We start from the raw sequence: 20,662 nt of genomic DNA, 5'->3' as shown, positions 1-20,662 counted from the left end.
GAATGCTCATTGGAACTACGAGACTTACAAATTTTCCAATGCGTTGCAGATTACGGAAGTGTCAGCAACGCAGCAAAAGAATTAAATTATGTACAATCCAATGTAACAGCACGTATTAAACAATTAGAAAACGAGCTCAAAACGCCGCTTTTTTATCGCCATAAAAAAGGGATGACATTAAATGCAGAAGGACGAAAAATGCTTGCTTACGTTAATAAAATTTTGCAGGATGTTGAAGAACTGAAACAAGTATTTCTAGATAGTAACATGCCATCTGGAACCTTAAAAATCGGGACAGTCGAAACAGTGAGTACATTACCTACCATCCTATCTTCTTACTACAAAGAATATCCAAATGTCGACTTATCACTGCAAGCTGGTTTAACCGAGGAACTCATTAAAGAGGTTATTGACCACCAATTAGATGGCGCTTTTATATCAGGACCTATTAAACATCCACTATTAGAACAATATGATGTATGTACAGAAAAACTCGTTCTCGTTACGCAAAATAAAGCTTTTCATATAGAAGAATTTATAACAACACCACTCCTTGTCTTTAATCAAGGATGCGGCTATCGTTCTAAGCTAGAGCGTTGGCTCAAAGATGAGGGATTACTTCCAAAAAGAATTATGGAATTCAATATATTAGAGACAATTTTAAATAGCGTTGCACTCGGCCTCGGGATTACACTCGTGCCGCAATCCGCTGTTAGGCACCTTTCTACTACAGGAAAAGTTCATTGTCATCCGATTCCTGAAAAATATGGGAGCATTTCAACTGTCTTTATAAGGCGGAAAGATACCTATCTGACCAACTCAATGCAGAGCTTTTTAAAAACAATTGAAGAGCATCATCATATCAATATGCTTTAAGAGACATTCTTACAAAACTGTAATGATGCCGTAAGCTAATTCAATAGTTACTCCTGCCCACATTTCATATAATTAAGACAGAAACAAGGGCAACAACAATTCAAAAAGGAGCGGATACGCATGATGAACAAAATGAAAACAAACAAATTTGTTAATACAATGGGCATGGTGCTATCTGCTCTAATCGATGCAAAAGCAGTTGCTACAACTTTAAACAAATAAGGAGAGATAACTATGAACAACATTACTTTTAACAAATTAGACTTTATTGGACTTGCAAGCGGCGCAGCTCTTCTTACAGCTTTTATTTACGCACTTGCTCAAGGTCTTGTCTTATAAAATCGTTTCCCCTAACCCCTTTATATAGAGAAAAATCTGCTCGTCTTATGGACAAGCAGATTTTTTAATTTGTTTCATATATAATTTGGCCCGTTTTACTTATATCGTACCCACCAATTGCTCGCAGTTCATTTTGAAATTCTGGAGATTGTAGTATTTCTTTTACTGCTTCAATGAGTTGTTCATTTTCTTTATTTTTTAAGATTACCAAGTCATATTGTTCTTCCATAAGTGGAATAAAATCTATATTCACAATTTGCGCTACCTTTTCTGATCCTACGCCGACATCGGCTTTCCCATTAGCAATTTGAGAGGCAACGCCAAGATGATTAGACTCTTCCCAATCATATCCTCGAATATTTGCTTTAGCTAAATTTTGAATTCTCACCTGTTCATCTACTAGTACACGAATTCCTGATCCTTTTTCACGATTCACAAATTGAATCGATGAGTCATTCAAGTCAGTCCACGTTTGTATTCCTTTTGGATTTTCTTTTTGGACATAAAATCCAACATTTCTCGCTAATAAGTTCATCACAATACATGGTTGTCCAACTAAAATTCGTTTTACATACGGAATGTTATATTCACCTGTATCGCCATCAAACAAATGTAAACTAACGATACTCCCTTCTCCTTGAGACATCTTAATTAAGCTCATTAAACTCCCCTGATAAGCCCTGAGCATACTAGAGCTTGGTAAAAGTTTTTCAAGATGCTTCGCTAGCATATCTAATGTTAACTCTTGCCCACTAATTACACAGGAAGCTTTTCTATTCTTCTCCTCTAGTTTTATAGAAGCAGTCCGTACTTTCCCTGTTTTCATTTGCTTAATATATTGTTCTAAGTCCACCGCATCGATGCGCATTTGTCTACCAACTCTGTAAGAAGGTAGTTCACCCTTTTTAATTAAGTCATACACTGTTAACTTTGAGACTTTTAATCGGTTTGCTACCTCTTCCGTTGTGTAGGAATGATAATCCATAGACGATTCCTCACTTTCTCTTTTCATTGTAACAAAGAAAGAAATTTTCTCCTATTTTTTCAAAAAGTGATTTATTTCACATTACATTTAATTATATCTATTTATAATTAAATATAATTAGTTATAATTAATGTGATGAAACGAAAGGGGATTATAATTATGAGCAAATTTACATTGCGGTACATCGGGGTATTCATGCTTTCTTTCCTTCTTATATTTAGTGCCGCTTGCACAAGCGGAGAAAAGAAAGAAAAAACAAATGCTAAAGAAGAAAAAACAGCTGAACTCACAATATCTGCAGCTGCAAGTTTACAAGATGCTTTTAAAGAAATTGAAAAACAATATAAACAAAAAAAACCAAACATAAAGCTTTCCTTTAACTTTGGTAGTTCTGGTGCACTTCAGCAGCAAATTGAGCAAGGTGCTCCTGCTGATTTATTCTTCTCTGCAGCCGAAGATAAATTTCAAACACTTGTAAAAAAAGGGATTATTGATGAAAAAGAAGGGGAAAATCTTCTTGGAAATGAACTTGTTTTAGTTGTTCCAAAAGAAAGCTCTATTAAAACATTTCAAGAGTTAAAAGAAGAAAAAGTGAAGAAACTAGCAATCGGTACACCTGAATCTGTACCAGCCGGGAAATATGCAAAAGCTTCTCTTACACATGAAAATCTATGGAATGATCTCCAAAACAAAATTGTATTTACAAAAGACGTCCGCCAAGTGTTAACATATGTAGAAACAGGAAATGTAGATGCTGGAATTGTATACAAAACAGATGCTCTTATTTCTGACAAAGTAAAAATTGCAAATGCAGCACCAGCTAATTCTCATGAACCGATCCACTATCCGGTAGGGGTTATAAAAGAATCCAAGCATAAGAAAGAGGCGACTTTATTCTATGAATATTTACAGTCAAAAGATGCACAATCTATCTTTAAAAAATATGGATTTACAATTTTATCTTAACTACCATGGCATTTGATACACTTTGGTCGCCTATTTTTCTTTCTTTACAAGTAGCTGCACTCGCCACCATTATTGTTATGATTTTTGGCACCGTTATTGGACGAGTATTAGCTCGCTCCTCGTGGCGCTATAAAGTGTTATTAGAAACCATTTTTCTATTACCTATGGTGCTCCCGCCAACTGTTATTGGGTTCTTTCTCATTATTATTTTCGGGAATAACAGCCCAGTTGGTAAATGGATTGAATCATTATTTCAACACTCTATTATGTTTACATCCTGGGCTGCTGTCATCGCTTCAACAGTCGTTTCATTCCCACTTATGTATCAATCGGCAAAGACAGGGTTTTCTATTGCAAACGAGCAAATTGAAGAAGGTGCCCGTGACCTTGGAGCTAGTGAATACCAAGTCTTCTTGCACGTCACCCTTCCACTTGCATTCCCCGCACTACTTAGCGGAATGATCTTAAGCTTTGTACGTGCGCTTGGTGAATTTGGAGCAACACTTATGTTTGCTGGTAACATTCCAGGAAAAACACAAACGATTCCTACAGCCATTTATATGGCAATTGATGCAAGTAATATGCCACTCGCTTGGACACTTGTCATCATAACAGTCGGTATGTCACTCCTATTCTTATTGTGCATTCAACTGATTAATAAAAGAATCACTACTTCTTAAAGCAGCTTTCAACAAAAGCTGCTTTATTTTTATATTATTTCCCGAAAAATAAAGTATTTTGTAGAATGAAAGGAAACTCTATATAAAGTGAAACTTTATTCAGTTGGGGTTTTCTTCATCCTCCACTGATTATTAGCCCTCACCAATCGGGCTTTTACGGGCAGTTTATCTCCCACCTATCTTCTTTAGAAAAGCGGAAGCGGCTCGCTCAGAATCGCAGGACGTTGGAGCACCCGACAGAGAGGCGCTTTTTGCCTCGTCCGAGGGGGCGAAACGACCGGAGATTCTAGCCACTCGAGCTGGACAATGCTTTCACCGAATTTTCAGGTGGGAGTATTACTGCCCTAGAATAGCGGGATAAATCCATTTGGTTTTTTGACATATAAGTTTTTGCTATAAAAAAGGGGACTTACACCCGTCTTCTCTCTGTTTTCACTTGGCATGGAGCTAAAAAGGCACTAGCCATTCTTATGCATGGACGGATCCTCTCTTCCACCCAAAAAATGGTTTATGTCCTTTTTTTATTGGGTTTATACAATTCATCACCTATATCTTTCCACCTTACAAAAATGTAATCATCCTGTAAGGTAATTCGATAGTTACCATTGTCCATATCTCATATAATCAAAATATAAAGTAAAGCTTTCGGGAACTGGATTGTCCCCCCTCTTCCCATTAGCGAAAAAAGAGTTAAATAACTTTATTCCCCTAACCCCTTTAAATAAAAAAGGTCTCAATCGAAAAATTGAGATCTTTTTTTATTATAATAAAATAACAGAATTTTAATATTTATAAAAATATACATTCTATTTGAATTTACTTTCTAAAAAGGGCAATTTCCTGTTATTATATTTAGGTGTTTGAAAAAATGAAGAAATGAAAACGCATTTATACTGTAAGTTCTTCATCATGTTTTAACGATTTAAATTATATTAATATAGCAATAAGAAGGGAGTCTTGTAATGGACATTTTATTAGCGCTTCTTCCTGCAATTGCATGGGGGAACATTTTATTAGTAAGCGTAAAAATGGGCGGCGGCGCATATAGCCAAACGTTAGGTATGACAATCGGTGCCTTATTCTTCGCAATAATTATGTATATATTTACTCAACCAGCTTTAACTATGACGATCTTAATTGTCGGCTTTATTTCAGGTTTATTCTGGGCTTTAGGACAAGCTAACCAATTAAAAACTGTAGAAAAACTAGGTGTTTCTACAACTGTTACTATTTCTACAGGCATGCAACTTGTTGCAACTTCTATCTTTGGCGTTATCGCTTTCCATGAGTGGACTACTACTACTACGATTATTCTGGGAACGATTGCAATCCTTTTAATTGTAGTCGGTGTTGTCTTCACTTCATTAGATGATAAAGAAAATGCACAGCCACCTGGACAATTGAAAAAAGGACTTTTAACTTTAATTGTTTCTACTTTCGGCTACCTTGTATATGTAATTATTATTCGTTGGTACAATATCGATGGTTGGTCTGCTATTCTACCACAAGCAGTCGGTATGTTTGTTGGTGCAGTTGTACTGACATCTAAACATAAACCATTTAACAAATACGCAATTCGTAACGCTTTATCTGGTCTACTTTGGGGAACAGGTAACTTATTCTTACTTCTTTCTTTACCAAAAGTTGGAGTGGCAACAAGTTTCCCACTATCACAAACTGGTATCGTTATCTCAACATTCGGTGCAATTGTCTTCTTAGGCGAAAAGAAAACAAAGCGCCAAATGGTATTTATTGCACTAGGTAGTGTTCTAATTATCGGCGGTGCTGTTCTACTTGGTATGACAAAAGCATAATTACACAAGCTATGAATCAAACCCCCGAAGCATATCTGCTTCGGGGGTTTCCTATTATTGATTATTAAAATCTCTTTATAAGACTTTTCTTTTTACAAAAATCTCTCCAAAATGTTATCGTTTTTATAACATATTCTAAGCAGGAAGGAATAAAGGATATGCCAAAGAAAAATAGAATTTTATTTATTGGTGCTGGTCGTATGGCGGAAGCAATCTTCGCCGGACTGCTCAAAACAAGTAATGAATACATCGAAGAAATTATTGTATCCAATCGAAGTAATATAGAGAAACTTAAGCAATTAGAGAAAAAATATGACATCTCAATTACAAATGATTGGAAAAAGCACATTAAAAATGCAGATACCATTGTTTTAGCGATGCCACCAGCTGCACATGAACAGTTATTAGCGGAGTTATCACCTCTCCTAACCCATCAGTTTGTTGTAACAGTTGCTGCAGGAATTGGTCCATCTTATTTAGAAGAAAAACTCCCTCAAGGTACACCTGTTGCCTGGATTATGCCAAATACAGCTGCAACAATTGGAAAGTCTATTTCTCTATATACAATGGGACGTTTCGTAAATGATGGGCATCAAGAAACACTGCAACTACTCTTAAAGGGAATTGGCACAGCACAGCTCTGCACGGAAGAAGAAGTTCATCAGCTAACCGCTGTTACTGGAAGTGCGCCTGCCTTCCTTTACCACTTTGCTGAAGGTTTAATTGAAGCAACAAAAAGCTATGGAATCGATGAAGCAACATCAAAACACCTTGTTATTCAAATGATCGCTGGCTCTGCTGCTATGCTCGAGCAAGAACAAGATCCGGCTATGCTTCGTGAACAAGTAACAACACCAGGTGGTTCAACTGCAGAAGGTTTAAAGGTTTTATATGAATATAATTTTTCAAAGATGATTCACCAAGCAATTGAATCAACAAATAAAAAAGCTAGGGGGAATTAATATGACAGTAAAAAGCTTACACGATTACACAACATTACATAATGGAGTAAAGATGCCTTGGTTTGGCTTAGGTGTTTTTAAAGTTGAAGAGGGCTCAGAAGTAATCGACTCTGTAAAAGCAGCCATAAAAAACGGATATCGTAGCATCGATACAGCTGCCATTTATAAAAATGAAGAAGGCGTTGGACAAGCAATTCGAGAATCCGGTATGCCACGTGAAGAATTATTTATCACATCAAAGGTATGGAATAGCGATCAAGGTTATGAGTCAACATTACAAGCTTTCGAAACAACATTACAAAAATTAGGCTTGGAATATTTAGATTTATACTTAGTGCATTGGCCTGTAAAAGGGAAATACACTGAAACGTGGAAAGCACTAGAAAAACTTTATAAAGATGGCCGTGTTCGTGCAATCGGTGTGAGTAATTTTCACATCCATCATCTACAAGATGTATTAGAAATCGCTGAAATTAAACCAATGATTAACCAAGTGGAATATCACCCACGCTTAACACAAGAAGAGCTTCATGCTTTCTGTAAAGAACATAACATTCAGCTTGAAGCTTGGTCACCATTAATGCAAGGGCAATTACTTGACCATCCGACATTACAAGAAATTGCTACAAAATATAACAAATCCACAGCACAAATCATTTTACGCTGGGATCTGCAAAACGAAGTTGTAACTATTCCTAAATCCATTAAAGAACACCGCATTATCGAAAATGCAAACATCTTTGATTTTGAATTAAGCGCTGAAGATATGAAAGCCATTCAGTCATTAAATGAAAATCACCGTGTTGGTCCAGACCCTGATAATTTCGATTTTTAAAATGAGAGTCACTGTGTAATTGCACAGTGACCTTTCTTTTTGTATCACCACTTAAAAAACTGAAAATTTAAATTATATTTTGTTTCATTGACAGTTCATTCTCCCAGGTGTAATATTTTGAATAATCAAAGAAACAAAAAATAATACGACTTATTTGTTTACTCATTGTATCAAGAGAGGTGGAGGGACTGGCCCTTTGAAACCTCGGCAACAGGTTCACTTTGAATACTGTGCCACTTCCTGCAAGCTTTACGCTTGAAAGATAGAATGAGGGACTTCGTTTATATACAGGTACATGTCTTATAAACAAAATTCCCTCTTTCTCGATAAGAAAAGAGGGATTTTTTCTTTCCCTCATAAATTGTTCAACACTCATTTTTTGAAAATAACTAAACAATTTAGGGAGGAATTCAAAATGAAAAAGAAATTTGTACCCACTGTAGCATCAGTTTTAGGAGCAAGTATTTTATTAACAGGGTGCGGTAGCTATAAAGATGATGCAAGCGGAGCGAAAGCAAAAGATAAAGCTCCTGATAAACAAGTATTGAACTTAGCTACTGGCACAGAAATCCGTACAATGGACACTGCTCGTGCTACAGATACTGACTCTGGCCAAGTAATGAGAAACGTATTTGAAGGCCTATATAATCTTGGTGAGGGAAATAAGCCTGTTCCTGGTGTTGCAAAGTCTCATGAGGTAAGTCCCGATAAAACAAAATATACATTCCATTTACGAGATTCAAAATGGTCAAACGGTACTCCCGTTACAGCAAAAGATTTTGTCTTTGCTTGGCAACGTGCAGTTGACCCAGCGACCGCTTCTGAATACGCATTTCTATTCTTTGATATAAAAAATGCGAAAAAGATCAATAATAAAGAACTTCCAGCTGATCAGCTTGGGGTAAAAGCAATCGATGACCACACTTTTGAAGTAGAATTAGAGCGCCCTGTTCCCTACTTTATTAGCTTAACGGCGTTCCCAACATTCTTACCAATTAATGAAGAGTTCTTCAAATCTCAAGGGGATAAATATGCATTAGAAGATAATACAATTATATATAATGGGGCCTTTACATTAAGTGATTGGAAACATGAACAAAGCTTTAAATTTAAGAAGAATCCTGACTATTGGGATAAGGATACTGTGAAAATTGAAGAAATTAACTTTAATATCGTTAAAGATCATTCAACGGCAGTTAATTTATATGAATCCAAACAAATTGATCGTCTTACTTTAACATCTGATCTTGTTGATAAATATCGCAAAGATAGTAACTTTAAAGAACGTCCGGATGTTGGGGTACAATTCGTACGTATGAACCAAAAAAATAAAACATTACAAAATGTAAATGTCCGCCAAGCTATTGATAAATCAATAGATAAAAAAGCATTTGTAAATGTTCTTTTAAATGACGGTTCTCTCCCAGCATATTCTTTAATTCCAAAGAACTTTGCAAAAGGACCAAACGGGAAAGACTTCCGGGAGGAGAACGGTAATTTAACGAAGGAAAATACAAAAGATGCACAGAAATTCTGGAAACAAGCAAAACAAGAATTAGGCTCAGATAAAATTTCAATTGAATTATTAACAAGTGATAATGACCTTTCTAGAAAAACAGGTGAATATTTAAAAGAACAACTAGAAAAAAACTTAGAAGGTTTAACAATAAACGTGAAGCCTCAACCACGCAAACAACAAGTCACATTATTATTACAAGGAAATTATGATATTGCTGTCGATGGTTGGAGTCCTGATTTTGCTGATCCGATTACATTCTTAGAGTTATTTACAACTGATAACTCATACAACTTAGATCACTACTCTAATAAAGAATTTGATGATTTAATTCAAAAAGTTAAAACTGACTTAGCTGGTGATGAAAAAGCACGCTGGGAAGCTTTAAAACAAGCAGAAAAAATCTTATTTAAAGATGCTGTTATTTCTCCTCTATACCAAAATGGTACATCTTACTTAGAACGTTCTTATGTAAAAGGGATCATTGAAGTTGATTTCGCAGGACCTCTTAACTTCAAATGGGCTAAAATTGAAAAGTAATCTACCCTTGCAGAATTTCATTTTAGCAAAAGCTTCAATTATAAGAGAAACAGGGTGTCCTTCAAAAGGATACCCTGTTTCTTTATGCTGCTTTTACTAAAGGCCTTTTTCCCTTTAATACAAATGATATCCCTACAGCAACTAAAGCTACAATTTGTGTAATGACAATTATAAATAATAGAGAAATAATATTCCCTTTTAAATTTCCACCACCAAATATTATTGTATAATAACCATTCGCAGCGTACGTGGCGGGAAATAATTCACCGATTGTTTGATATGTTTTTGATAACATTGCATGTGGTACCATCACACCGGAGCTTACGAGCTGCAAAGAAAGTGAAATAATATTAAAAAGCATGCCCACATTTCCAAATAAGGTGATAAACATTTGAGTTATTGATAGGAAAGCAAAGAAGACAATTGTTTGAAATACCCCTACATTCCATACCATTTCTTGCACCCCAATTTGAAATCCTTTCATTAAGCCAATTGTAATGCACGCAAGTAGAATGGATACTACACCGTTAATCACCTGTCGTGAAAAAAAATTGCTCCAACCTCCCTCTACTTGTTTTGCCACTTTAGATAACTCCATGCTCATAATCATTGCTCCTACAAATGAAGCTAACACAATCATAAGCGGCACCATATTTACGGAGAATCCTTTTGCATCATTCACTTTATGAACTGTAAATCCAACTGAATCTTCTGTTAAACCTTTTATTGCTTCTATACCCTCTGATCCCATAGTCTGTAATTTTCCAGTAATCGCTTGCCGTTTATAACCTGCTACCTCTTTATTTACATTGTCATGAACTTGTTTCGCAATGCCTTCCATCATCTGCTTTGCCATCATAGAGTTTGCTTGATTGATATGAAAGTTTAAATCTGTCTTTCCTTTTGAACTTATATCCTTTGAAAAAGAAGTAGGAATTTCAATAATCATATCGTATACATGTTCATCCATTTCTTCTTTTGCTTTTTCCATAGATTTCTCTTTGGTTACTTGAAAAGGTAAGTTTTTCTGTAAACCTTCTGCTATTTTGCTTCCTATGTTCGTATCCTGATTCACGATGGCGATTTTCATTTGATCTGCTCTTTCATTTACTCCATCATACGCTGTAAGCCAGACACAAAAGAAAATGAGCTGGAACGCTAATGCCACTACAATCCCTACATACGTACCTGGCATTTTAAAAAATTGTTTCAATGTATTCATCTTTCCATCCCTCCGCAAGCAAGTACATACTTGCATTTAATTTTAAATAAATACTAGGGTCTTAATGCCCTAGCATATAACACTATATTATGTTCAATAAAATTCTCATCGTTGTTTTCTATGAATCGATTTTCAAAGCGTAATTTAGATAGAAAATAACCAAAATTAATCCATATGAAGTTCATTACTTGTGCTTCAATATTCGTATCAATAATTTTTCCCTTTTGCTGCATCTTTTCAAAATAAATCATCAATTCTTCCTTTAATCCTTTTGGTATCTTAGCAATTTCATCATCCAATTCGGGAAATTCACCTGTTTCTCGTATACCAATAGCGATTATATCTTTCACTTCATTCAAAAATTGATGATAATGCCTTGCCAAATTCTTCAGGTCCGTCTCTAAGTCCCACACGATTTCTGTTTGTAGAAACTGTTTTAAATGAGGCACATATGAAAAATCATAAACGGCTGCTTCAATGATGCCCTTTTTGTTTTTAAAATTACGAAATATCGTTACTTCATTGACGCCAGCACGCATTGCGATTTCTTTCGTTGTTGCTGCTTTATATCCTCTTTCTTTTATTAACTCAATTGCTGCTTGAATAATTTTCTCTGCTGTCTTTGAGCGCGCCATATAATCCTCTCTTTCTCATGCAAGTGATCACTTACATTTAGATTATATAACTTTTCTGACTATTGTCAATCCACTTTTTGTAAATGATTAAGAACGATATTCGTATAAACAACAAAAAATTTGAAGTATGGTTAATATCAAACTAACTAAAGACAGAGCTAGCATACTTATGTGTAGAGATGGCTGAAACATAATAATTGCTCCCCAAACCCCTATACTAAAAAAGAAAAATTGAGCGATAACTCCAATAGGTTGCAACCACACCCTTGTTCTCTTTTTCGTAACCTTTACAAAAAAACCAATAATCATAAATAATGTTAATGCAATAAATGCAAACCATCTTCCATAGGCAACATCATACGGATCAATTTGATTTGGAAATATAAAATGAATACCACGAAATGCAAGAATACCAACACCAATACAAATAATTAATGCTAGCAAACATTCCACACTAGCTTTAAGAAGTAATAGGAAAAAGACTCTTCTTTTTCCTATTACTTCTATCATTTCATTTAGTACACCTATTATAAATAATGCAAAAAACCATATAAAAAAATAAAATGGGGTCTCTAACTTCAATAGTTCTGAGACTGAATAAAATAGCATTTTCCACATGGATTCTTTCTCACCTTTTCTTATTCTTATTCTTCTACTTCTTCAAATTGTAAATTCGTAGGTTTTTCAGAAAGAGTCTCGTAAAAATTTTCAGCTAGATCCGTTGACGGCACCTTTTCATCAACTTCATCAAATCGAAAACCGTCCGCCCATATGCAGCCTTCTCCTGATAATAAAATACCAAATGCAATGCCAAGTGCTTCTTCTTTTATATCTAGCACAACTGAATATGGCTGCCAGTTTGTTGTATTTTTAATTGGTCGATTTTGCATATTATCCATAGCTAATGGATCTGTATCTTTTCCGTCCACACGCACCCACAGTCCCGCCCAGTCTTTCACACTTTCACTTTTAATAAATGCCGTTAGACGCAAACGCTTGCCCCTATATTTATCAGCTTTAAACATTTGCATAAGTGTTGTAAACCCACCATGTGTAACATCCTCTTTCGCTTTTATATAAGCTGATGCTTTTCCTTGATGAACAATCTCATAATCTAGCCCCATTTCATATTCTGTAGGGTGACTTCCGCTTAATACCCATCCTTTTGGTAATCCTTTTTGCATTGCAACTCCCTCTCTTTCTATATAAAATGATTGAAAATATGTACGATATCTTTTCGGTGGCAAATGAAACATACGTTTAAACGACCTTGTAAATGCCTCTTGTGAAGAGAAACCATATTGCACTGCAATATCAAGAACTGACCTTTCCGTCATTACTAATACTTGTGCCGCATGTGTTAATCTTCTTTTTCGAATATATTCAGTGACACTCATTCCTAGATAACTTTGAAAAATACGATGAAAATGATACATAGATATAGCGCTATAAGAAGCGACTCTCTCTGTTGTAAGCTCTTCATCTAAATGCTCTTCAATATACAAAACTGCCTTTTTCATAACCTCTTTATATTCCCCATACATTTTAGCCCCTCCTTACACTCCAAATTTACCATATACATACAAAATTTTTTTGATTTAAATTGCGAAGTATCCTGTATGGCACAAGGGAAATAATTTATTTCAAACGTATACATAATTACATAGATTTGGGAAAAACTTGTATAGAAGGAAAGATACAATAAGGAGGAATATATAATGAGAATTCTACTTTCAATTCTTTTAACTCTTATGCTTGTACCCGTAATGACAGGGTGTAATCCAAATAATCAGGACAACGCAGCATCTGATGATAAGAAAACAACTGAAGAAACAAAACAGGAAGCAACGCAAGATTTAAAACTTAATTTTAATGAATTTAGTTTAGATACTGATTATCAAGATACGAAAAAAGACTATGAAGCAGACTACAAAAATAAAGCAAATGAAAAACAAATGGAAGCAAAAATTGAGGATCATAAAACAGATGCAAAATTAACAGGCGATGAAGCTGTTACAAAACTAGGACCACTTCTACAAAAATTAAAATTTGATAAAGACACACCAGACCAAGAAGTAATTGATCAAGTTGTTGATGTATTCCAACTTGATAAAGACTATCAAAAATTTGATTTAGAAGTTGTTTTCTCTGATGGAACGAAGAAAGAATATAAGAAGGAAGTAAAATAAAGAAGTAGGCAATGTGCCTACTTCTTTATTTTTGGGCTTCTTTTTGAAAGCGTTTATAGTACGTCGAAGCTGTTGCAAAATGAACTTCTACGTCGCGAATCAATGACGAATCCTCTTCTTTCGCTAATTTCTCTAACTTTTTTATTGCTTGTTCTGTTTCATCTAAGAAGCTAATATATAACTGATGTTCTTGTTCTTTTGATTTCGGAACACGGATTTCTTTACGAACATGATCAATATCTTCTAGCATACTTGCTGTTACTTTTTGTACATCTTCTTTAAACTCCGGGTGACCTAACGCTTTCCCGCCTTTTTCTTTTGCTTCTTCCCATAACTTCAGAGATTCATTTAACTCTTTATTCATTTTCTCATCATATTTCTTATGCACATCACGATATGCTTTCATATCTTCTGACTGAGCAGTTGATTGCTCTACTTTTTCTTTTGATTCTTTTACATCCTTGTCTCCATTACACCCTGCTAGAAGGAGCATACTTCCAAGCAAGACAATACCCCATACTTTCTTCATCTGTTACTCTCCTTTTATCTACGTCTACTACTTGTCTCCTCTTGTTATTATAACGAGAACGACTCAAATTTTGCACTTATGAACTTACTTTTAGATATATATCATCATCTTTGTCACAGTACCGTCACTTTATACAGCCAGTATCTCCATAAGTTTTCCCTGTGCCTTACAAAACTGTAAGCACACATATAGAACATTGCATGGTAGACTGGCATATACATGAAGTAACTATATTAAAAAATCATTATTCATTTTTATAAAATAAAAGGAGCAATATATATGTACAACAAAATATCATTTATGGAAGAGGAACTCTCTATTCTCATACGTGAAAGGTCACTCCATATTGAAAATACAGATAGTCTCCACCGCGTACTAAAAAAGAAACACACCCCTCTCAAACTCGCTCAATATTTAAAACAAGAACATACAAACCAATACGGTACAATTCTCAATATATCTGATCAATCACTAGCAATTGAAATTATTGGCCATGTTTATATTGGAAACTTTGCCGATATATTAAAAAATATTCCTCGTATACCAAAAATCGCTCCGATAATCGTAGAACGAGCTTATAGAATTACAGACCATACAGATATTATTGACTGCGGGGAAAAAGAGGTTGATTCGAATCGATGGGTTTGGGATAAACTAGCTGTTTTATACGAGGCAATTACGAATAACATGTATGACATAATTCAAAAAAAATAATAAAAACCCGGTAATATACCGGGGCTCTTTTAAACGGAAAAATCAGATATGTATTTTTACCGCTTATTATTTATTAACAGTTGTACGACCGCGTTTATATACAAAAGCACCACCAGCAAGCATTACAACTCCAAGTAATGTCAATAAATTATCGCTACTTGAAGCACCTGTTTGTGGAAGAGATTTTGTATTATCTACCTTTGGTGTTGTAATAACTTTTGTTGGTGTCGGTGTTGGTGTAACCTTTGTTGGTTGATTATTTACCTGATTTGGATTTTGCACCTGTGTATCAGGCTTGTTGCCACCATTACTTTTACCATCATCCTTGTTATTTCCACCTGTATTGTTATCATCTTGTTTCTTACAGTCCTTTTGTTCTACTTTCTCAATCGCTACTTGTTTTGTAATTGTTTGATCTCCACGTTTTGCTGTAAATGTAACTTTTAAATCCTTTAAATCTTTAGTTGTTTCTCCAACAACTTGGAAATATAATGCGGATCCTTCTCCAGCTTTCATTGCTTTAACTGGAACTGTCGCTGTGTTTCCATTCCATTTAATATCTAAGTTCATTGTTCCTTTATCAGTTCCACCTTGCAAAGAACCATCTTTTAGATAATCCGGAATTTCTCCTTGTGTATAATGATCTGGAATTGTTAATTTAATATCTTGTGGAACATCAATTTGCACATCAAAGCCCTTTAACTCATCCATTGTTAAGTTTTGAGTCGTTAATAAGAAATCTAATGTAAATTGGTTTTCCTTTAAATTCGGTACACAAGTTGTAACTTTTGCCTTACCTTCAAAACGTAAATCTTTATTCATCTCGGAAAAATCAAGATTCGCACTTCCTTTAATTTTGCCAAGAGATTCATATCTACCCTTATTAAGTAAATATAGTCCGATATCTTTATTTACTTCTTTTCCAGCTACATTTCCAAGTACAGGTATTTTTACATTTTTTGCAACAGTTTTTCCCGGTTCCATATCTGGCAATGGCAGTGACATAGCTTCAGAACCATCCTCAAGTTCTATGTCTCCACCTAGCCCTTCTGGGATAGAAACACCAAGATATACACCACTTACCTTTTCTTTTGAGTTATTCGTCACAGTTGCAGTGACATCTAATACATAATGATTTTTTTGTGCATCCCATTTCGCTTTGCCTACCACACTCCCGCTAAAATCAGCAGTAGATATCTGATTTAAATCCTTAGCATCCTCTTTTGATTCTTTGGCTGGAGGTGTATTTGCCGGCTGTCCTGATGGATTTGCAGCTTCTGGTTTTTCTGGCTCACTCTTCACATTTGACCCGTTCTTTTCTTCTTTTTCAGCTTCTTTTACTAATTCGCCTTTCTTTTCTGAAGTAGGCTGTTGTTTTTGTGGGTCTATCTTCTCTTGTTGTACATCCTTCACTACTTCTTTAGACTCTTCTTTCTTTACTTCCCCATTGCCTTGTTCCTGTTGTACTTTATCCCCGTTTACTGTCGGATCCTTGATGTCATTTTGCTTTGTAGTTACCTTTTCTTGATTTTGCATCTGTGTTTCTTTTACAATTTCCTCAGGTGCCGCCAACGCCGCAACAGGCGAAAAAGCTAAAAGTGATACGAGAGTTACGGCACTTACTTTCTTCAGCATACTAACACTCCTCATCCCATTTTTGTTCTAGTTTATGGATTTTATAGTTTCATTGAATAATAAAATACAAAGAATCCCATAAGCTAGACCCCATATCCATTATAAGGAAATAGCCTAGCAAAAACAATTAATTTATCGAATAATGAGATTTTTTAGATTCTATATATACTCCCTTAGAAATTTCAACTAGGGTCTTTACAGCTCTTATTGATGGACCATATTTTGTTTGGTTACTTGTTAATAATAAAAGAAAGCCGCAACCATACGTTGCGGCTTTCTTTTATGCCTCTAAATCTTTCTTTTCTTGCAATATAAACTGCCTTTCACTAGGCTTTGCCATCAAGAGATAACATAAAACTGCTCCCATTTCACAAAGAGCAATAATAACCCCCATAGGCAATGCAGTATGAGTTCCTCCAATACCTACTAAAGGTGCAACAAGTGCCCCAGAAATAAACTGCAATAATCCAAGCAAAGCTGAAGCTGTTCCTGCAGCTTGTTTTTGATTTCTCATCGCTAACGAAAAACCTGTTGTTGATACAACCCCAACGCTCGATACAACAAGGAATAATGAACATAACACACCAATTAATCCAATCCCTAGTACAATCGTGAGAAGTAAGGAAATACCACCGACAGCTGCAACTCCAATACCAGTTACAAATAAAGTTTTCTCACTTATCTTCCCTGCTAAACGGCCGGTAATTTGGCTGGCAATAATAATACCAATACCATTAATAGCAAAGAATAGGCTAAATTCTTGTGGTGATGCCCCGTATATATTTTGCAACACAAACGGTGATCCCGAAATGTAAGCAAACATGGCTGCTGATACTAATCCTTGGGACAAAGCATATCCCATAAACAAACGATCTTTTAGCAAATTCCCATACGTCGCCAATGTTCCTGATAAACCACCTGTTTCCCTCTCTTCAAGAGGTAATGTCTCACGTAACACAAAAGTAGCGGATACTAACATAAATACACTTATCGCTCCAAGAACGATAAAAACTCCGCGCCACGATGTAAATTGTAACAATTGTCCTCCAATAATTGGCGCTAAAATTGGTGCTGCTCCATTTACTAACATAAGCAGCGAGAAAAATTTGGTCATCTCAGAACCTGAGTACATATCACGTACCATAGCACGAGATATAACAATACCAGCGGAACCTGAGGCTCCTTGTAAGAAACGTAAAAGAACTAGACTCCAAATAGATGGTGCAACGGCACAAAGTAAAGAAGATGCAACATAAATAATAAGAGCAATAATAAGCGGTTTGCGCCGTCCATAAATATCACTAATTGAGCCAACAAATAATTGTCCAACCGAAAGCCCTAGCAAGCAGGCTGTTAAAGTAAGCTGAGCGAGAGAAGCATTCGTTTGTAAATCATCCGTTAATTTTGGTAACGAAGGTAAATACATATCAATAGACAATGGCCCAATTGCTGTGAGTGTCCCTAATACAAGAATCATCCATAACCTGTTTGCTTTTACAGGTTTATATACATCGTGATTAACTTCATTCACTTCCATCATTCACCCTTTCCATTATAAACTTCGAATCGTAACAATTATAGTTACAACTTAAATATACGTCAAGTACACCGTACTTTCCTGTGTAACGAAATGAAAAAAAGCGATAGAATCTCTATCGCTTTACTTTTTCAGGTTGCCATTTGTAAATTTAGATACAGAAGACATCGTTTCCCCTGTATCTAAATATGTGATTTGAATTAGATCTCCGACTTCTGTAAACATGGCATATGGGAAGTCTTTTGCTGAAATCATAAATACCTTTTGCTCATTTTCCAGCAGTACAAATACAATTGTGTTTTCACCTGATTTTTCTTTGTAGACGCGTTGTACAACGCCTTCCTTTTGTGCTTCTTTTCCGCTTGAAGTCGGACGGAATGAATCGCCGCTTCCAGTTAGCACACTCTTATAATTTTCAAGGGCTTCTTTTTGCGTTGAGCCTGCCGCAAACACTTTTGCGTTTGAAGCATAGATAACGGTATGGGCACGCACTAACCCTCCATCATCAATAACAGGTACAATCCAAGAAGGTTTGCCGTATACATTATAAATAACAGGCATTGTTCCATGCCATTTTTCCCTCTTAAAGGAATTATCCACCACTTCTGTAGCAGCCGAACCATCCATAATCCCTTTTACTTCTTTTCCATTATAGTAATACAGCTTCCCTGTACGTGCATCTACTAAGGAATAACCTAAAGCGGAATCGACACCTTCTTTTGGAGAAGTAAAATCTGTAAAGTAATACAGTTTTCCATCCTTCCCGAATATTGGTGTAACCCCTTCCTTCGTTCCCCATTCGGTTGGAATCTTTACATCACTTTGAGAGAATTTCGTATTCCAAAAACCATGTATGAACTTACCGAAGTACGTATTTAATGTTGATGCTGTCTCATGATTTAATACACCATCTATGAACTTAGGTGCTTGCCCTTTATCATATCTTTTCACATCACCTGTTTGTGCATCCACAACTACAACGCCTTGCACTTCAAATCCTGACCTTCCGGAAATAAATTCACCATATGTCATTGTATAATATGGCTTTCCTTTATCATCTACTTCAAACTTCGGTTTTCCTTTAAAGATAAGGTTTGGTTCTGCTTTTCGAACAACCCTCTCCAAGTTATTACTAAAGAACATACTCGGCACATATTTCATTTTATATCCAAGTTGCAATTTAGCTTCTGCATCAGGATTTGTACCAGACATCGTCACATAACCTGGGATTGTTTCTGCCTTACGCGCTTTAAAGAATCCTGAGACTTCAATTGGAGCTACATATAACGCTTCTCCATTCACCATTTGTGGTGTAAGCTCCCCTAATTCAAAATAAGCCACTTTTGGAATATCTCCAAATACCTTTTTCATCTTATTTTCTGCCGTTTTTGGAGGCACAGTAAACGGTTGATCATTTTCCGTAAATGGCTCTGAAATATCTTTTTCTTCTTTTACAACAGAATCATATTTATTTTGCGAGATTACTAGATCATGCAAGTAACCAAAATATCCATAAGATACAAGTAAAACAAGCATCGCTATTGCTTTTAACTTAACTTCTAATCTTCCCCTTCTCTCTTGAGAAACGAGGACTACTCCAATTAACACTGCAATTACAACAGAATAATGTGTAAGAATCGAATCTACACGGTCATCAATTAACCAAAAATATTCATAGATTGCAATACCAATCCAAAGTAAAATTGGAATAACTAAAATGGGTGCTGTCTTCTTCTTTACAACTTTCTCAGATCCTTCTTTATCCACTGTACGAAGTGCCTTACCGCCCCTTGTCCATGGAATCAAAAACAAAGTGAGAATAGCCAAAACTAAGAATTTAATCAAAGGCAATTTCTCCTTTTATTGTGTCTTATATTTAATTATACCAAATAAGGGTTAATGAGGTAAAAATGGGAAGATAAAATATTTTTATGATAAAATTGGAAATGAATACCTAAAAAGAAAGGAGTAATCATGAAAACAAATACAGTATTAAACGATGCTCTTACCAAAGAACCGTCTATATTCAGCATGATCACTTCACCCACACTACAATTCCAAAGAATGCGTACTCACAAGCCAATTATCCTACCATTAATCATTATTTTACTTTTAACAATCATTACAAGCGCCCTTATCTCATATGTCACACTGAATAATCCTGCAATCAAACAAATGAACAGTAATTCTGCTTTTCAAATTCCTACTCATATTACTTTCTTAACTACTTTCGGCTTTGCTGCAGTTAGCGGAATTATATCCGTGTTTTGCGCCCCTATTTTCTATAAAAACATTATGATCTTTTTTGGAGTCGACACAACTTATAAAGAATTACTGTGCGTTACGCTCTATTCCGTATTCATTATGAAACTCGGTATGTTATTGAACGGAACCATCTCTATTTTACTAGGAAATTATCAAATTTCCTATACGAGTTTAGCACCCTTATTAACCGATAACCTCATCTTACATGCTATGGCGCAAAGGGTAGATGTATTCGCCATTTGGTACTATATCGTCTTAGGTATTGGATTATACGTTTTAACAGGATTACATAAGAAGAAAGTTATAGTGCTCGTTATTGTGTTATTTGTAATTATGACAACTTTAATGAGCATAGGTGGGATTATGCAGGAGATTATGAAGCCACCAATGTAAAAAATGCCCTAAGAGAAGGGCATTTTTGCT

At 35.4% G+C, this 20,662-nt stretch carries 20 protein-coding genes and 1 riboswitch; of the genes, 11 read left to right on the top strand and 9 right to left on the bottom strand.

The features are described 5' to 3' along the window. Positions 1-9: 9 nt before the first annotated feature. Both J4P91_RS19330 and J4P91_RS19325 read left to right on the top strand, forming a co-directional pair. Positions 10-876, top strand: a complete 867-nt coding sequence (locus J4P91_RS19330) for a LysR family transcriptional regulator (protein ID WP_017154291.1) — start codon at positions 10-12, stop codon at positions 874-876. Positions 877-1,110: 234 nt separating this feature from the next. Further along, complete coding sequence (locus J4P91_RS19325) at positions 1,111-1,215, top strand: DUF3948 family protein (RefSeq protein ID WP_016116987.1); 105 nt, start codon at positions 1,111-1,113, stop codon at positions 1,213-1,215. Between the two features lie 64 nt (positions 1,216-1,279). On the opposite strand, the gene J4P91_RS19320 is transcribed toward J4P91_RS19325, so the two are convergent. Next, positions 1,280-2,227 (bottom strand): substrate-binding domain-containing protein, encoded by a 948-nt coding sequence (locus J4P91_RS19320; RefSeq protein ID WP_207995444.1) that lies wholly within the window; start codon positions 2,225-2,227, stop codon positions 1,280-1,282. Positions 2,228-2,359: 132 nt separating this feature from the next. Between J4P91_RS19320 and modA the strand changes: the two genes are divergently transcribed. The 6 genes from modA to J4P91_RS19290 all read left to right on the top strand — a co-directional run bounded on the left by modA (position 2,360) and on the right by J4P91_RS19290 (position 9,513). Beyond that, positions 2,360-3,166, top strand: coding sequence for a molybdate ABC transporter substrate-binding protein (gene modA, locus J4P91_RS19315; RefSeq protein ID WP_207995443.1), 807 nt, complete (start codon positions 2,360-2,362; stop codon positions 3,164-3,166). Positions 3,167-3,171: 5 nt separating this feature from the next. Beyond that, a complete protein-coding gene (modB, locus tag J4P91_RS19310; protein WP_207995442.1) occupies positions 3,172-3,846 on the top strand; it encodes a molybdate ABC transporter permease subunit in 675 nt (224 codons plus the stop codon). A gap of 962 nt (positions 3,847-4,808) precedes the next feature. Continuing rightward, positions 4,809-5,660: a GRP family sugar transporter gene (locus J4P91_RS19305; protein ID WP_207995441.1), complete on the top strand. Its 852-nt coding sequence runs from the start codon at positions 4,809-4,811 to the stop codon at positions 5,658-5,660. A gap of 158 nt (positions 5,661-5,818) precedes the next feature. After that, complete coding sequence (proC, locus tag J4P91_RS19300; protein WP_207995440.1) at positions 5,819-6,622, top strand: pyrroline-5-carboxylate reductase; 804 nt, start codon at positions 5,819-5,821, stop codon at positions 6,620-6,622. A 1-nt stretch (position 6,623) separates the two neighbouring features. Then, positions 6,624-7,457, top strand: coding sequence for an aldo/keto reductase (locus tag J4P91_RS19295; RefSeq protein WP_207995439.1), 834 nt, complete (start codon positions 6,624-6,626; stop codon positions 7,455-7,457). A 164-nt stretch (positions 7,458-7,621) separates the two neighbouring features. Beyond that, a riboswitch (SAM riboswitch) is annotated at positions 7,622-7,726 on the top strand. A 146-nt stretch (positions 7,727-7,872) separates the two neighbouring features. Further along, the gene (locus tag J4P91_RS19290; RefSeq protein ID WP_207995438.1) at positions 7,873-9,513 is read left to right on the top strand and encodes a peptide ABC transporter substrate-binding protein; all 1,641 of its coding nucleotides are present in this window, start codon (positions 7,873-7,875) and stop codon (positions 9,511-9,513) included. Positions 9,514-9,595: 82 nt separating this feature from the next. Here the strand turns inward: J4P91_RS19290 and J4P91_RS19285 are convergent, their stop codons facing one another. The 4 genes from J4P91_RS19285 to J4P91_RS19270 form a co-directional block, all read right to left on the bottom strand. Then, positions 9,596-10,735: a YhgE/Pip domain-containing protein gene (locus tag J4P91_RS19285; protein ID WP_207995437.1), complete on the bottom strand. Its 1,140-nt coding sequence runs from the start codon at positions 10,733-10,735 to the stop codon at positions 9,596-9,598. 53 nt (positions 10,736-10,788) lie between these two features. Then, positions 10,789-11,370, bottom strand: coding sequence for a TetR/AcrR family transcriptional regulator (locus tag J4P91_RS19280; protein WP_207995436.1), 582 nt, complete (start codon positions 11,368-11,370; stop codon positions 10,789-10,791). Positions 11,371-11,457: 87 nt separating this feature from the next. Beyond that, positions 11,458-11,880 (bottom strand): hypothetical protein, encoded by a 423-nt coding sequence (locus tag J4P91_RS19275; RefSeq protein WP_243763920.1) that lies wholly within the window; start codon positions 11,878-11,880, stop codon positions 11,458-11,460. A gap of 134 nt (positions 11,881-12,014) precedes the next feature. Beyond that, a complete protein-coding gene (locus tag J4P91_RS19270) occupies positions 12,015-12,914 on the bottom strand; it encodes a helix-turn-helix transcriptional regulator (RefSeq protein WP_207995434.1) in 900 nt (299 codons plus the stop codon). Between the two features lie 174 nt (positions 12,915-13,088). On the opposite strand from J4P91_RS19270, the gene J4P91_RS19265 reads away from it, so the two are divergent. Beyond that, positions 13,089-13,559 (top strand): YusW family protein, encoded by a 471-nt coding sequence (locus J4P91_RS19265; RefSeq protein WP_207995433.1) that lies wholly within the window; start codon positions 13,089-13,091, stop codon positions 13,557-13,559. A 25-nt stretch (positions 13,560-13,584) separates the two neighbouring features. On the opposite strand, the gene J4P91_RS19260 is transcribed toward J4P91_RS19265, so the two are convergent. Beyond that, complete coding sequence (locus J4P91_RS19260; RefSeq protein ID WP_207995432.1) at positions 13,585-14,088, bottom strand: hypothetical protein; 504 nt, start codon at positions 14,086-14,088, stop codon at positions 13,585-13,587. A 279-nt stretch (positions 14,089-14,367) separates the two neighbouring features. Here J4P91_RS19260 and J4P91_RS19255 point away from each other — a divergent pair, with 279 nt between their 5' ends. Further along, positions 14,368-14,802 carry a hypothetical protein gene (locus J4P91_RS19255; RefSeq protein WP_207995431.1) on the top strand — a complete coding sequence of 145 codons (435 nt, stop codon included), beginning with the start codon at positions 14,368-14,370 and terminating at the stop codon, positions 14,800-14,802. A gap of 66 nt (positions 14,803-14,868) precedes the next feature. On the opposite strand, the gene J4P91_RS19250 is transcribed toward J4P91_RS19255, so the two are convergent. The 3 genes from J4P91_RS19250 to J4P91_RS19240 form a co-directional block, all read right to left on the bottom strand. Next, positions 14,869-16,437 carry an LPXTG cell wall anchor domain-containing protein gene (locus J4P91_RS19250; protein ID WP_207995430.1) on the bottom strand — a complete coding sequence of 523 codons (1,569 nt, stop codon included), beginning with the start codon at positions 16,435-16,437 and terminating at the stop codon, positions 14,869-14,871. Between the two features lie 280 nt (positions 16,438-16,717). Continuing rightward, on the bottom strand, positions 16,718-17,977 hold the full coding sequence (locus J4P91_RS19245) for a multidrug effflux MFS transporter (RefSeq protein WP_207995429.1): 1,260 nt from the start codon (positions 17,975-17,977) through the stop codon (positions 16,718-16,720). A gap of 120 nt (positions 17,978-18,097) precedes the next feature. Beyond that, positions 18,098-19,816, bottom strand: a complete 1,719-nt coding sequence (locus J4P91_RS19240; RefSeq protein WP_207995505.1) for a DUF3981 domain-containing protein — start codon at positions 19,814-19,816, stop codon at positions 18,098-18,100. Between the two features lie 132 nt (positions 19,817-19,948). Between J4P91_RS19240 and yknW the strand changes: the two genes are divergently transcribed. Next, complete coding sequence (gene yknW / locus J4P91_RS19235; protein ID WP_207995428.1) at positions 19,949-20,632, top strand: YknW family membrane protein; 684 nt, start codon at positions 19,949-19,951, stop codon at positions 20,630-20,632. Positions 20,633-20,662 lie beyond the last annotated feature (30 nt).

The sequence above is a fragment of the Bacillus sp. XF8 genome (genome assembly GCF_017498755.1).
In the GTDB taxonomy this organism is placed as follows: domain Bacteria; phylum Bacillota; class Bacilli; order Bacillales; family Bacillaceae_G; genus Bacillus_A; species Bacillus_A bingmayongensis.
This window is presented reverse-complemented; position numbering and strand designations above follow the sequence as displayed.

Coding starts and splice junctions, on each gene's coding strand:
- J4P91_RS19325 (WP_016116987.1), top strand. CDS start 1,111: ATGAACAACATTACTTTTAACAAATTAGACTTTATTGGACTTGCAAGC.
- J4P91_RS19320 (WP_207995444.1), bottom strand. CDS start 2,227: ATGAAAAGAGAAAGTGAGGAATCGTCTATGGATTATCATTCCTACACA.
- modA (WP_207995443.1), top strand. CDS start 2,360: ATGAGCAAATTTACATTGCGGTACATCGGGGTATTCATGCTTTCTTTC.
- modB (WP_207995442.1), top strand. CDS start 3,172: ATGGCATTTGATACACTTTGGTCGCCTATTTTTCTTTCTTTACAAGTA.
- J4P91_RS19305 (WP_207995441.1), top strand. CDS start 4,809: ATGGACATTTTATTAGCGCTTCTTCCTGCAATTGCATGGGGGAACATT.
- proC (WP_207995440.1), top strand. CDS start 5,819: ATGCCAAAGAAAAATAGAATTTTATTTATTGGTGCTGGTCGTATGGCG.
- J4P91_RS19295 (WP_207995439.1), top strand. CDS start 6,624: ATGACAGTAAAAAGCTTACACGATTACACAACATTACATAATGGAGTA.
- J4P91_RS19290 (WP_207995438.1), top strand. CDS start 7,873: ATGAAAAAGAAATTTGTACCCACTGTAGCATCAGTTTTAGGAGCAAGT.
- J4P91_RS19285 (WP_207995437.1), bottom strand. CDS start 10,735: ATGAATACATTGAAACAATTTTTTAAAATGCCAGGTACGTATGTAGGG.
- J4P91_RS19280 (WP_207995436.1), bottom strand. CDS start 11,370: ATGGCGCGCTCAAAGACAGCAGAGAAAATTATTCAAGCAGCAATTGAG.
- J4P91_RS19275 (WP_243763920.1), bottom strand. CDS start 11,880: ATGATAGAAGTAATAGGAAAAAGAAGAGTCTTTTTCCTATTACTTCTT.
- J4P91_RS19270 (WP_207995434.1), bottom strand. CDS start 12,914: ATGTATGGGGAATATAAAGAGGTTATGAAAAAGGCAGTTTTGTATATT.
- J4P91_RS19265 (WP_207995433.1), top strand. CDS start 13,089: ATGAGAATTCTACTTTCAATTCTTTTAACTCTTATGCTTGTACCCGTA.
- J4P91_RS19260 (WP_207995432.1), bottom strand. CDS start 14,088: ATGAAGAAAGTATGGGGTATTGTCTTGCTTGGAAGTATGCTCCTTCTA.
- J4P91_RS19255 (WP_207995431.1), top strand. CDS start 14,368: ATGTACAACAAAATATCATTTATGGAAGAGGAACTCTCTATTCTCATA.
- J4P91_RS19250 (WP_207995430.1), bottom strand. CDS start 16,437: ATGCTGAAGAAAGTAAGTGCCGTAACTCTCGTATCACTTTTAGCTTTT.
- J4P91_RS19245 (WP_207995429.1), bottom strand. CDS start 17,977: ATGATGGAAGTGAATGAAGTTAATCACGATGTATATAAACCTGTAAAA.
- yknW (WP_207995428.1), top strand. CDS start 19,949: ATGAAAACAAATACAGTATTAAACGATGCTCTTACCAAAGAACCGTCT.